General features: G+C 40.5%; 11 protein-coding genes. 8 read left to right on the top strand and 3 right to left on the bottom strand.

The features are described from left to right. Window positions 1-25: 25 nt before the first annotated feature. The gene (gene ctlX / locus PDL71_RS09675; RefSeq protein WP_407520390.1) at window positions 26-949 is read left to right on the top strand and encodes a citrulline utilization hydrolase CtlX; all 924 of its coding nucleotides are present in this window, start codon (window positions 26-28) and stop codon (window positions 947-949) included. A 17-nt stretch (window positions 950-966) separates the two neighbouring features. Here the strand turns inward: ctlX and PDL71_RS09670 are convergent, their stop codons facing one another. Beyond that, complete coding sequence (locus PDL71_RS09670) at window positions 967-1,773, bottom strand: CHAD domain-containing protein (RefSeq protein WP_407520388.1); 807 nt, start codon at window positions 1,771-1,773, stop codon at window positions 967-969. 76 nt (window positions 1,774-1,849) lie between these two features. On the opposite strand from PDL71_RS09670, the gene PDL71_RS09665 reads away from it, so the two are divergent. Continuing rightward, window positions 1,850-2,740, top strand: a complete 891-nt coding sequence (locus tag PDL71_RS09665) for a glycosyltransferase family 2 protein (RefSeq protein ID WP_407520385.1) — start codon at window positions 1,850-1,852, stop codon at window positions 2,738-2,740. Here the strand turns inward: PDL71_RS09665 and PDL71_RS09660 are convergent, their stop codons facing one another. Beyond that, window positions 2,741-3,637, bottom strand: coding sequence for an SDR family oxidoreductase (locus PDL71_RS09660; RefSeq protein WP_407520382.1), 897 nt, complete (start codon window positions 3,635-3,637; stop codon window positions 2,741-2,743). Window positions 3,638-3,816: 179 nt separating this feature from the next. Next, on the bottom strand, window positions 3,817-5,922 hold the full coding sequence (locus PDL71_RS09655; RefSeq protein ID WP_407520380.1) for a prolyl oligopeptidase family serine peptidase: 2,106 nt from the start codon (window positions 5,920-5,922) through the stop codon (window positions 3,817-3,819). A 161-nt stretch (window positions 5,923-6,083) separates the two neighbouring features. On the opposite strand from PDL71_RS09655, the gene pfkA reads away from it, so the two are divergent. The 6 genes from pfkA (at window position 6,084) to PDL71_RS09625 (ending at window position 12,787) form a co-directional block, all read left to right on the top strand. Beyond that, the gene (pfkA, locus tag PDL71_RS09650) at window positions 6,084-7,067 is read left to right on the top strand and encodes a 6-phosphofructokinase (protein WP_407520378.1); all 984 of its coding nucleotides are present in this window, start codon (window positions 6,084-6,086) and stop codon (window positions 7,065-7,067) included. 49 nt (window positions 7,068-7,116) lie between these two features. Next, entirely contained in the window at window positions 7,117-7,518 is a 402-nt protein-coding gene (locus tag PDL71_RS09645) for a four helix bundle protein (RefSeq protein ID WP_407520375.1), read from the top strand. Between the two features lie 39 nt (window positions 7,519-7,557). After that, a complete protein-coding gene (gene pyk, locus PDL71_RS09640) occupies window positions 7,558-9,051 on the top strand; it encodes a pyruvate kinase (RefSeq protein WP_407520373.1) in 1,494 nt (497 codons plus the stop codon). A 77-nt stretch (window positions 9,052-9,128) separates the two neighbouring features. Beyond that, window positions 9,129-10,880, top strand: a complete 1,752-nt coding sequence (pxpB, locus tag PDL71_RS09635; RefSeq protein WP_407520370.1) for a 5-oxoprolinase subunit PxpB — start codon at window positions 9,129-9,131, stop codon at window positions 10,878-10,880. Then, on the top strand, window positions 10,870-11,607 hold the full coding sequence (pxpA, locus tag PDL71_RS09630; protein ID WP_407520368.1) for a 5-oxoprolinase subunit PxpA: 738 nt from the start codon (window positions 10,870-10,872) through the stop codon (window positions 11,605-11,607). Before pxpB ends, pxpA begins: the two co-directional genes overlap by 11 nt. Beyond that, window positions 11,588-12,787, top strand: coding sequence for an NRAMP family divalent metal transporter (locus PDL71_RS09625; protein ID WP_407520366.1), 1,200 nt, complete (start codon window positions 11,588-11,590; stop codon window positions 12,785-12,787). Before pxpA ends, PDL71_RS09625 begins: the two co-directional genes overlap by 20 nt. The last annotated feature ends 11 nt before the right edge of the window (window positions 12,788-12,798 follow it).

Raw genomic sequence — 12,798 nt, 5'->3', positions numbered from 1 at the left:
ACTTAATTTTCAATACAAATCAAATATGAATTCGTTGAAACAAACCACTTCACATATTTTAATGATTAAACCCGTTGCATTTGACTTTAATGCTGAAACTGCTGTTAACAATGCGTTTCAGCAACAGGGAAGCAATGAACAGGCACAGCAGAAAGCAGAAGCAGAGTTTGATCAATTTGTACAGAAGTTAACAGAAGCAGGCATTGATGTAACAGTAGTAAAAGATACTCCAGTGCCGCATACGCCTGACAGCATTTTCCCCAATAACTGGATCAGTTTTCACTGGGACGGCAGTCTTATTCTGTACCCGATGTACGCCGCCAACCGCCGTGCTGAACGTAAAGCACATGTAGTTGCAACTATTGCTTCAAAATTTGAAATCAGTAATCGTATTGATTTCAGCCACGAGGAAATGAACAACCGTTTCCTCGAAGGTACCGGCAGCATGGTGCTGGACAGACAGCATAAAATAGCCTATGCCTGCATATCACCAAGAACCAGTAAACCGCTCTTTGAAGATTGGTGCAACCAGATGGGTTACAGAGCCTGCAGTTTTTACAGCGTGGATGAACAGGGTGGAGAAATCTATCATACCAATGTAATGATGTGCGTGGCAGAACAATATGCCGTTATCTGTTTGCAAAGCATTCCCGATGCCGGAGAAAGAAAACAGGTATTGGATACATTAACGGGAAGCGGTAAAGAAATCATTGAAATCAGTTATGAACAGATGAATCATTTTGCAGGCAATATGCTGCAGGTGGAAAACAAAGAAGGGAAACAGTTTTTAGTAATGAGTTCGCAGGCATTCCGTTCTTTAAACAAAGAACAGGTAGCTCAACTGGAACGTTACAATCCCATCCTTCATGCTGAACTTACAAATATAGAAACCAATGGCGGCGGCAGTGCCCGTTGCATGATGGCTGAAGTATTTTTACCCGCCAAGTAGTTAATTGATTATTAACATTATTCAATAGCTGCAGTTTTTTGTTTGCTCACCTGCAACAAAAGTAACTGCAGCTTTTTTTCGCTTGTTTTTAATTGACTGTTAGCAAAATTCCACGCCACAGCAAATTCTTTTTTAACGGCAGGAGATGTACTCATAAAGAACCCTTCGGTTCCCAGCCAGTCTTTGAAATCCTGCAGATCATGCCACTGACCGATGATTTCCTGCAATGCATCCAGTTGTTTGTATTGATTAACCGTAAGTAAGCGAAACTGCAGGTTGGATGACAACCATTGATAACTGTACAGCAGCTGTTTGATTTGTTTGCGAAGCTCATGCCATTCATCAACATTCTGTTTATGAATGGCGGCAATAACCGAACGATGCAGTTCCGCAGCGTAAAGAAAACCGGTTTCTTCTTTTATAGATTTTGCTTTTTGTTCTAAAGCATGAGTAAGTTGATGAATCGCTTTACTATTGGTTTCAAAGCTTTGCTTTAACAAGTACGTTCTTACGGATTCGCTGCCTAACGATTCAGAAAACAAAATCATTTGCTGCCATTTGTGTTTTAGCAGTAACCGGCGGTACAGTTGCAGCCGCCGCAGTTCACCAGCTTCTGCAAAAAAAGGAAGCAATTGATGTTTATATTTTTTTCTTACAGCTTGGGAAAGTTTTGCTGTTTTTAAATAACGATAGCAGGCCCTGATTTTTTTCAAAGCCACCCGCAACTGGTGAACTGCTTCAGCATCATTCTCACTCACAAACAGTTGCATCTGTTTCTCAGAAAGATGTTGCTGCTTTTTCAGGTATTGAACCAGGGTATTCACTCCTAAAAGTTAAAACATTTCTATGAACGGAAATACTAAAAGGCAAGTTATAGTGTGGTTCTGTTATTTTTGCAATATGAAGATAAGCGGCTTCACCTTTGTAAGAAATGCTGTTAAATACGATTATCCCATTGTTGAATCCATCCGGTCGCTCTTGCCGTTGGTGGATGAATACATTGTATGTGCCGGCAACAGTGAAGACGATACACTCCGTTTATTAGAAAGTATCAATTCTCCTAAAATCAAAATCATTCATTCTGTTTGGGATGATAATCTGAGAGAAGGTGGCAAAGTATTAGCTGTTGAAACCGATAAAGCCAAAGCAGCAGCAGCAAAAGACAGTGACTGGTTGTTTTACCTGCAGGGCGACGAATGCATTCATGAAAAAGATTATGACACGCTGCGTAAAACCATGCAGCGTTACAAAGATGATCCCGGGGTAGAAGGATTATTATTTCCCTATCATCATTTTTACGGCAGCTACAATTATATCGGCGACAGCCGCAGATGGTACAGTTATGAAATAAGAGTCATCAGAAACCATCCAGATATTCATAGCTGGAAAGATGCACAGGGCTTCAGAAAAAATGCAGAGAAGCTGCATGTAAAACCTGTAGATGCACATATTTATCATTATGGCTGGGTAAAAAATCCCCAACTTCAAAAAGCCAAGCAGATGGATTTTGGAAAACTATGGATGAGTGATGATGAAGTAGTTAAAAAACACCAGGCTTACCTGCAGGCACATAAGAACGGTTTTTTATACAAGGAAGAAGTAGATAGTTTGCAACTTTTTAAAGAAGAACACCCACTGGTAATGAAAAAAAGAATTGATGCGGCAGACTGGGATTTTGAATTTGACGTAAACAAAAAACAATTCAGGGATTTTAAAAGCAGGCTCTTGTATGCGGTTGAAAAAACAACCGGTATCCGTCCTTTTGAATACAGGAATTATAAACGCATCTGATTAAAGATGTAATACCCGCCTGATACCTTCTTCCAGTTTTACCGGAACATATCCTAACTCTTTTACCGCTTTGGTAATGATAAAGCCGGTTTTTAAAGGTCGCCTTGCAGGCTCCTGGAATGTTTCCGCAGTTACCGGTTGAATCATTGAAGCATCTTTATTCATCAGCTGTGCTATCATCAATGCTAACTGGTAAGGAGTACACAATTCTTTACCGGAAATATGATACACTCCTTTAGCATGCTTCATGAGTACAAGGATAATTCCCTTTGCCAGATCCTCTACATAGGTTGGTGTACGCTGCTGATCGTTCACCACTTTAATTGCTTCACCGGCTTCTAATTTTTCTTTTACCCACAGTACAAAATTAGCTCTGCCGCCGGGCACTTTTTCGCCATATACTAAAACCGTACGTACAATGGCCCAATGCAGACCACTCATCTCCACAATCTCTTCTCCCAGCAATTTACTTTCACCATAATCATTAACGGGATTGGGTGATGCGTGTTCATCATAAGGCCCTTCTTCTCCATCAAAAACAAAATCGGTACTGAGATATATGAAATACGTTTTTGTTTTCTGGGCACCTTTCACCAAAGCTCTTGTAGCGCCCACATTGGTTTTCCAGCAAGCTGTTTTATCAGCAGCACAATCATTTGGCTGCGAAAGTGCGGCTGCATGAATAATGATATGCGGCGAAATTTTTTCAACCAGCGCCTGCGCTTTCTTGAAATCAGTAAGATCTGTATTATGATAGGTAACACCGTTCCCTGAACCATAGGGCAAACGGCTGGCTCCTTTACCTGTGGCATGAATGGTAAACTTGCCCTCCTCCACCAACTGGCGGATGAGGTGCTGACCTAATAAACCATTGGCACCGGTAACAAGAATTTTCATTTCTCCTTTTTTATTGTTTAACCCTATTTCAGATTCATAAAAGCAGAAGGATTTTATTTTCAACTTCTACAGTCCTTTTTATGAATACTTGATATACACAAAATAAAGCTTTATGCGAAAGCAACAACTAAAATCTATCCACGAGCAAAAAGCCCTGCAAAGTTGCAGGGCTTTTTGAATCATTTCATTTCCATTCCCATATTATACATCACGAAACTCCACATATCAACAGCTTCTTCAATTTGTTTGCTGGTGGGTTTGCCGGCACCATGACCTGCTTTTGTTTCAATCCTGATCAGCACCGGGTTATCTCCACGATGAGCTTCCTGCATACGTGCTGCAAACTTAAAGCTATGAGCCGGCACCACACGGTCATCATGATCAGCAGTAGTGACTAAAGTAGCAGGATAAGCTGTCCCATCTTTAAAGTTATGCAAGGGAGAATATTTGATAAGAAACTTAAAATGTTCAGCGCTGTCACTTCTTCCGTATTCTGCAGCCCACGCCCAGCCCACAGTAAACAAATGATAACGGAGCATATCCATTACACCTACAGCAGGTAAGGCTACTTTAAACAAGTCCGGACGCTGTGTCACACAGGCACCTACAAGCAAACCTCCATTGCTGCCGCCACGTATGGCAATCTTTCCTTTGTTCGTATAATTATTAGCAATTAAATATTCAGCTGCCCCGATAAAATCATCAAACACATTTTGCTTGTTTGCCAGCATGCCAGCTTTATGCCAGGCTTCACCATACTCATTGCCGCCACGCAGGTTCACTACAACATAGATTCCACCCTGTTCCATCCAGAATGCATTACTGATGCTGAAACGGGGCGTTTCAGATAAATTAAAGCCTCCATATCCATATAGGAGCACCGGATTATTACCATTGAGCTTCATGCCTTTTTTGTATGTAAGAAACATGGGCACTTTAGTACCGTCTTTGCTTGTAAAGAATACCTGCTTCGTTTCATAATCTTCATTTTTAAATTTTGTTTCCGTTTTTGTAAACAAGGTTGATACTCCTGTTGCAATATTGTAACGGTAAACGGTAGGAGGTGCATTAAAAGAAGTAAAAACATAAAAGAACTCTTTGTCTTCTTTCTTCCCTGTAAATCCTCCTACACTGCCAATGCCGGGTAATTGTATTTCACGTACCAATTTGCCATCGTAAGTATATTGATACACTTTAGTATTTGCATCTTTTAAATAAAAACAAAACAAGTAACCTCCACCTGTAGTTACTGTTTGCAGCACTTCCTTTCGTTCAGGAATCATCAACTTCCAGTTTTTCGGATCCGGGTTTTCAGGATCAATCAAAACAACTTTATAATTAGCGGCTCCATCATTGGTATGAACTAATAATTTGTTACCCAAATTATCTATAACAGTATTCTCCGTTGAAAAACCGGGAATAAGCATTTTAAAAACCGACTTATCATTTTTGAGATCTTTAATCTGCACCTCGTTACCACTTGAGCCCTCTATGCTGTTCAATATTAAAAAATGTTCATCTTCAGTTAAGCCGGCATTGATAATCCTGAATGGATGTGTATCATCTTTATAAACCAACACATCTTCACTTTGTGCTGTACCTGCTTTATGATACCAAACCTGGTGAAATTGATTCTGTTTGCTCAACTTGCTTTTTTCATCCGGCTCAGCATACCTGCTGTAATAAAATCCTTCATCACCTTTCCAACGGGGGCTGCTGAATTTTACAAACTTTACTTTATCAGTCAATAATTGTTTTGTTTCCACATCCATTACATAAATCTCCTGCCAGTCGCTGCCGCTTTGTGAAATGGTATAAGCCATGTACTTACTGTTTTTTGAAAAAGAAGTGCCGCCTAATGCAGCAGTTCCGTCAGCAGAAAGTTTATTAGGATCCATAAAAACTTCGGCTTCGCCATTCAGACCTTTTTGCCGGTACATAATACTTTGATTCTGCAAGCCATCATTCTTAAAGAAAAAATAATACGCCCCTTCTTTGTCAGGAGAACTGATGCGTGGGTAATTCCACATCTCACTTAATCTTGCTTTTACCTTTTCACGAAACGGAATTTTATTCAGGTATTCAAAGGTTACTTTGTTTTGTGCTTCTACCCATGTTTTGGTTTCAGCGCTATTATCATCCTCCAGCCAGCGGTAGGGGTCAGCAACCATGGTTCCGAAATAATTAGTTACCGTATCCACTTTTCGGGTAACGGGATATTTCAATTGTGCGTTTGTAATTACAAACTGGCAGATAGCCAGCAGTACAAAATACAGTCGTTTCATTTTTTGAAATTTTTGCAACCTAAGATACTGCAATCGTTTGATTCGTTCACGAACACTTGTTAAGAATCAATTCCGTATTTTTGAGCCCGTCTCAAAATCCTGAATTTCTTTTGTTTAAACAATTGTTGCAGGAAACCGGGACTGACTAAGCAAAAAACCAAATGAGCAAGACAGTAACGAAAATAGGCGTACTTACCAGTGGTGGTGATTCCCCGGGTATGAACGCCGCTATCAGGGCTGTAGTTCGTACAGGCCTTTATTACAATTTAGAAGTGTTCGGCATAATGCGTGGTTACCAGGGAATGATTGAAGATGATATCATTCCCATGCACAGCCGCAGTGTTGCCAATATTATACAGAGGGGCGGTACTATTCTGAAAACAGCCCGCAGTAAGGAATTTTTTGAACCGGAAGGACGTAAAAAAGCATACGACAATCTCAAAAAACATGGCATTGACGGATTGGTAATTATTGGTGGTGATGGCAGCTTTCGTGGAGCACAGAAGTTTGCCAATGAGTTTGATATTCCCTGCATCGGTTTGCCGGGCACCATTGATAAAGATATTGCCGGAAGCGATTTTACCATTGGTTTTGACACCGCTGTGAATACAGCCATTGAAGCCATAGATAAGATTCGTGATACAGCAGATGCCCATGACCGTCTTTTTATTATTGAAGTGATGGGGCGTGACGCCGGTTATATTGCCTTACACAGTGGTATTGCTACCGGCGCTGAACATATCTTAATTCCTGAAACCAAAACAGATATTGAGGCGGTTGTGGATTCTCTGGAAGAAAAGGAACGCCGTAAAAAATTAGTGAACATGATTGTTGTGGCTGAAGGTGATGAAACAGGTGGCGCTAATGAAGTAGCTGCTGTTATCAAACGTCGTCTGCCGCATATGGATACAAGAGTTTGTATTCTCGGGCATATTCAACGTGGCGGTTCACCCACCTGCTTAGACCGCTTAATTGCAAGCCGTTTGGGATTTGCAGCCGTAGAAGCTCTGTTAGAAGGAAAGCATAACAATATGATTGGAGTTGTGAATAACAAACTTCATATGACCCCATTAGACAAAGCCATCAAAGCCAAACAAAAGATCAGTGATGAATGGATGAGGGTGGTGAAGATATTGGCAAGCTGACATTAGGAAGATTTGAAAATTTGACATTTGAAAATTTGAATATTCTTCTATGCCAACATATAAACGATTTGAAGATTTGCCGATATGGCAATCTGCCAGAGTTCTTGCCGAGAAAATTAAACGACTGACGGAAACGGAACTGTTCTCAAAAGACTATCGTTTTGTATCGCAAATCAATGATTCAGCAGGATCAGCAATGGATAACATAGCGGAAGGATTTGAAAGAGGAAGTCAATTTGAATTTGTAAATCATCTTACCTATGCCAAAGGCTCCACAGGTGAAACACGTTCACAATTGTATCGATCTATTGATTACAGGTATGCACAAAAGGAAACCGTTGAGCCGCTTATTGCAGCGTATGAAAACCTTGCAGCACATATAGCAAATTTTATCAGTTACCTAAACAAATCAGAAATCAGAGGGAAAAAATTTGAGGGTAGAACTAAGTAATCTTCAAATTTTTAAATTCAAAATCTTCAAATTTTTAATATGAGTAAGAACGTTGCCAAGTACCTGCACACAGATATGGATAAAGAAGCGGGCATTAAACACATGAATCATCGCACTAAAATTGTAGCCACTGTTGGACCTGCGTGTGATACGTATGAAAAACTCCTGGAACTGGTGAAAGCAGGTGTAAATGTATTCCGCCTAAATTTCTCACATGGTTCACACGAAGACAAGGCAAAGATTATTGAACATATCCGTAAAATCAATTCTACTGAGCCTTATAATATTGCTATCCTTGGTGATTTACAGGGACCGAAACTACGTGTAGGTGAAATGGAAGGCGGCGGCATAGACGTAGCTGAAGGCGACATCCTCACTTTCACCAATGAAAAACTGGTGGGTACAAAAGAAAAAATTTACGTTTCCTATCCTAACCTGCATAAAGACGTAAAGCCCGGCAATATCATTTTAATTGATGATGGCAAACTGGAAGTAAAAGTGGTTGGAATTACCAAAACCAATGATGTACAGGTACAGGTAACACTGGGAGGAAGACTTTCATCCAAAAAAGGAATCAACTTACCGGATACAAAAATTTCATTGCCGGCTTTAACAGAAAAAGATCTGGCTGATCTGGAGTTTATCATTGATCAGCAGCTGGATTGGGTAGCGCTTTCATTTGTTCGTAATGTAAAGGACATCATTATCCTCCGTAATAAAATTGATGAGCGTAAAAGCAAAATAAAAATCATTGCCAAGATTGAAAAACCGGAAGCAGTCAATAATATTCGTGATATTATTCTTGAAAGCGATGGCATTATGATTGCCCGTGGTGATCTGGGTGTGGAACTGCCGGTGGAGCAGGTACCATTGATTCAAAAAGAGATCATTAAAAAATGTATCCATCGTGCCAAGCCTGTAATTGTAGCTACACAGATGATGGAAAGCATGATTGACCGTGTAAAACCAAACCGCAGTGAAATTACAGACGTTGCCAATGCGGTACTGGAAGGCGCTGATGCAGTAATGCTGAGTGGTGAAACAGCAACGGGTCAACACCCTTCATTGGTTGTAGAAACCATGTGCAAGATTATTGAAGAAGTAGAACAGAGTAACTATTACCGCTATGATCGTGAAGAAGATCTGAAACCCCAGCCCCACTCTCCTTCTTTCCTGAGTGATGCTATTTGTTACAATGCCTGCGAAATTGCAAAAGATGTAAATGCACATGCATTGATTGGTATGACACAAAGCGGTTATACAGGGTTCATGTTAAGTTCCTTCCGTCCGAAAGCACCGCTCTTTATTTTTACAAAAGAGAGAAGTCTTGTAAACCAGTTGAGCTTAAGTTGGGGTACCCGTGCGTTTTATTATGCTGAAGAAGTGAGTGTTGATGATATTATTGCTGACCAGATCAATATTTTAAAGGAAAGAGGTTTTGTGGAATCAGGAGACATCGTAGTGAACACTGGCAGCACCCCTGTACAAATGCACTTGCCTACCAACCTTATTAAAATATCAGTAGTAGATTAAGATTGAATTTTGAATAATACAAAGGCGTTTCGCATGAAACGCCTTTTTTTGTTAGAGCTTTTGTATTTTCATAGCGCATGCATTTATACACTTGCCACCATCTCTCTGAAACAGTTTTGCTGATTTCCTTAGGCCATGAAATCAGTCTGCCACTGCATGAGGAGGTAATGCAGGCAAAAAACAAAATCGAAAGCAATCCTTTTAATGGACTCATAGAAACGGTACCTGCGTATAATTGCCTGGCTGTTTATTACAACCCGTTGCTGATTGAAAAGAAAAATGGCACTATTGCTGAAACGGTTGAACAGTTCATTAACACTATACTTAAAACAGCTTCGCCTGTTCCCTCACAAAAGCAATCAACAGTTCTTACAATTCCTGTATGCTATGATAAATCATTAGGAATTGATCTGCATGATCTATCAGAAACCCTGCAACTATCCATCGAAGAAATCATTCACCTGCACAGCAATAAAATCTATCAGGTGTTTATGACCGGCTTCAAGCCCGGTTTTCCTTACATGGGTACTTTAGATGAGCGTTTGATAACCAAAAGAAAATCATCACCAAGATTAAAAGTAGAAGCAGGCGCTGTAGCTATTGCCGGATCGCAAACAGGAATTTATCCATTTGCTACTCCCGGAGGATGGAATATTATCGGCAGAACACCATTATCATTATTTGATCGTACCAAACCTGACCCATTCCTGTTAAAAGCAGGTGATCAGGTACAATTTATTCCTATTACCAAAGAAGAATTTGAACAATATTCTGATACGAATACAAGTGAGAAAAAAGTAACCATCAACTACCATTCGACTACTACAAAAAAGCCGGAAGCAGCAAAACAAATCATTCGGATAGAGCAATGTGGCTTCCTCACTACCATACAAGATGCAGGAAGGCAAGGGCATCTGCAGTATGGTGTTCCCCAAACAGGTGTCATGGATGACTATTCGATGAAATTAGCGAACCTGCTTATTGGCAATGAAGCAACTACCCCGGTACTCGAAATAACACAAGCCCCGCACCTGTTTCGAATCATGAAAGATTGTCTGGTGGCATTTACAGGAGGCGGATTACAACCAATAGCTGATGGAAACGAATTACCCTTGTTTGAATGCCTGTTGATTAAAGAAGGAACTACGATTGAACTAAAAAAACAAATACCCGGTTTTCGCCTGTACATGGCTGTTGGCGGAGGCTTTGAAGCAGAAGATTTTCTTGGTAGCTGTTCAACTGACCTAACCATCAGCGCAGGAGGTTTTAAAGGAAGGGTATTGAAAAAAGAAGATGTACTTTGTCAACAACACGCATTGAACGCCGCCCAAATACATTTACAAACTGTTTTAAATAACCGGGTACGTTTACAGTTAAACGTTGATACGGGTTATGTAACAGCAATAAAGATCAGGGTAGTAAAAGGTATTGAGTGGCATTACCTTACAGAAGAAGCTCAACAAATGATATGGGAGCAACCCTTTACCATTTCACCGCAAAGCAGCAGGATGGGTTATCGTTTAAAAGCTGATGATCTTAGGGCCCGTCAATCCTGCGATATTATTTCTTCACCGGTAACCACAGGAACTGTACAACTCACATCATCAGGTGAATTGATTGTACTAATGGCAGATGCACAAACCGTGGGCGGCTATCCACGGGTGTTGCAGGTAATCAACGCTGACTTAAGGATATTGGCGCAAAAGAAACCGGGTGATACCATTACATTTGAAGAAGTAAGCTTGAAAGAAGCGGAAGAACTTCTCGTACAGCAAACAAAGTACATCAACGATTTACAAAAAACGACGCAACAGTTCTATGCAGGTTGATTTGAATTGCGACTTAGGTGAAGGCATGAACACTGATGAACAGATTATTCCGCTCATCAGCAGTGCCAATATTGCCTGTGGGTTTCATGCCGGTGATGAAAGTACCATGAAACGAACCATTGAACTTTGTCTGCAGCATGGCGTAGCTATTGGCGCTCATCCTTCATGGCCCGACAGAGAAAACTTTGGCCGTACGGAAATGAATTTATCTGAGCAGGAATTATATGATTGTGTTATTGATCAATTGCAAATACTTCAAACCATTGCTGCAAAATTCAACACAAAACTGCATCATGTAAAACCACACGGGGCTTTGTATAATCAATCTGCAAAAAATAAAATCATAGCTTCTGCCATTGCAAAAGCTGTAAAAGATTTTGATTCCTCATTAATTTTATTTGGTTTAAGCGGGAGCATTTCATTAAAAGAGGCAGAACTGCTTGGATTAAAAACAGCACATGAAGTATTTGCTGACAGAACTTATAGGAATGATGGAAGCCTCACTCCACGCTCCCAACCCAATGCGTTGATTGAGGATGAAGATAAAGCGGTGCAACAGGCCTTACAAATGATACAACAGGGAACTCTTACTGCAATTTCCGGAAAAGTAATTCCGTTAAAAGCAGATACGGTTTGTCTGCACGGCGATGGAAAACATGCACTCGCCTTTTGTACAAAGATTCATGAACAGTTAAAAAATCACGGCATTGTCATTCAAGCCATTTAAATATTTTTCTTCAGCAACAGGTGGCATTGGTCTTGGTGCTGCTTTTCTCATGGCTACATCTGCTATCGGGCCCGGCTTTCTTACGCAAACAACAGTGTTTACGCAACAGCTCATGGCCAGTATGGGTTTTGTGATTCTTGTTTCTGTTGTAATTGATATCATTGCACAGTTGAACATCTGGCAAATTCTTACGGCTAACAACCAGAAAGCATCAGAACTGGCCAACCAGGTTATGCCTTACAGCGGTCATGTACTCACGGTTTTAATTTGTATGGGTGGTTTAGCCTTTAACATTGGTAACATCAGTGGTTGTGGCTTAGGTTTGAACATATTGTTTCCTATAAGTGTGGAAACAGGAAGCATTATCAGTGCTGTCATTGCTATTGTTTTATTTCTTGTGAATGATGCTGCCAAAGCCATGGATTGGTTTGTGAAAATCCTGGGTCTTGTAATGCTTGTTTTGATGTTGTATGTAGCCTTAACCACACAGCCACCCATCGGCGAAGTAGTACAACGAACAATACTTCCATCTACTATCAATCTCACTTCTATTGTAACATTGGTAGGTGGCACCGTAGGCGGATACATCACATTTGCCGGCGCACACAGGCTCCTGGAATCAAAACAACAACTTACAATGCAGGAAGTAAAACAAAGTGCTGTTAGCGGAATTATCATTACAGCCTGCATGCGGGTTTTATTATTTGTAGCAGTATTAGGTGTGTTGATGAGTGGCGCTACTCTTGATGCATCCAACCCTGCTGCATCCGTTTTTCAATCAGCACTAGGCAACACCGGTTATAAAATATTTGGTGTGGTGCTGTGGAGTGCTGCCATAACATCTGTTGTTGGATCTGCATTCACCTCCATCAGTTTTTTGAAAACATTGCATCCCGTTTTTAATCAGAATACAAGAACAACAACGATTGTATTTATCATTATCTCTACATTGATTTTTGTATGGATCGGAAAGCCGGTACTCATTCTCGTGGTAGTTGGTGCATTGAATGGATTTATTCTTCCTTTTTCACTGGGCTTAATGCTTTGGGTAATGATGAAAAAGAAAGTACCACACTATCAACATCCGCAGTGGCTGTTATGGAGCGGATGGTTGGTTGTGGCAATAATGCTCTGGATGAGCATTGTTACATTTGTAAAAGAGATCCCGAAATTATTGTAAGTGTCAGGCCA

The sequence above is a fragment of the Lacibacter sp. MH-610 genome, assembly GCF_045780045.1.
In the GTDB taxonomy this organism is placed as follows: Bacteria; Bacteroidota; Bacteroidia; order Chitinophagales; family Chitinophagaceae; genus Lacibacter.
This window is presented reverse-complemented; position numbering and strand designations above follow the sequence as displayed.

What these genes read in the sequence shown, in the direction of transcription:
- ctlX (WP_407520390.1), top strand. Translation starts at nt 26, where the DNA reads ATGAATTCGTTGAAACAAACCACTTCACATATTTTAATGATTAAACCC.
- PDL71_RS09665 (WP_407520385.1), top strand. Translation starts at nt 1,850, where the DNA reads ATGAAGATAAGCGGCTTCACCTTTGTAAGAAATGCTGTTAAATACGAT.
- PDL71_RS09660 (WP_407520382.1), bottom strand. Translation starts at nt 3,637, where the DNA reads ATGAAAATTCTTGTTACCGGTGCCAATGGTTTATTAGGTCAGCACCTC.
- PDL71_RS09655 (WP_407520380.1), bottom strand. Translation starts at nt 5,922, where the DNA reads ATGAAACGACTGTATTTTGTACTGCTGGCTATCTGCCAGTTTGTAATT.
- pfkA (WP_407520378.1), top strand. Translation starts at nt 6,084, where the DNA reads ATGAGCAAGACAGTAACGAAAATAGGCGTACTTACCAGTGGTGGTGAT.
- PDL71_RS09645 (WP_407520375.1), top strand. Translation starts at nt 7,117, where the DNA reads ATGCCAACATATAAACGATTTGAAGATTTGCCGATATGGCAATCTGCC.
- pyk (WP_407520373.1), top strand. Translation starts at nt 7,558, where the DNA reads ATGAGTAAGAACGTTGCCAAGTACCTGCACACAGATATGGATAAAGAA.
- pxpB (WP_407520370.1), top strand. Translation starts at nt 9,129, where the DNA reads ATGCATTTATACACTTGCCACCATCTCTCTGAAACAGTTTTGCTGATT.
- pxpA (WP_407520368.1), top strand. Translation starts at nt 10,870, where the DNA reads ATGCAGGTTGATTTGAATTGCGACTTAGGTGAAGGCATGAACACTGAT.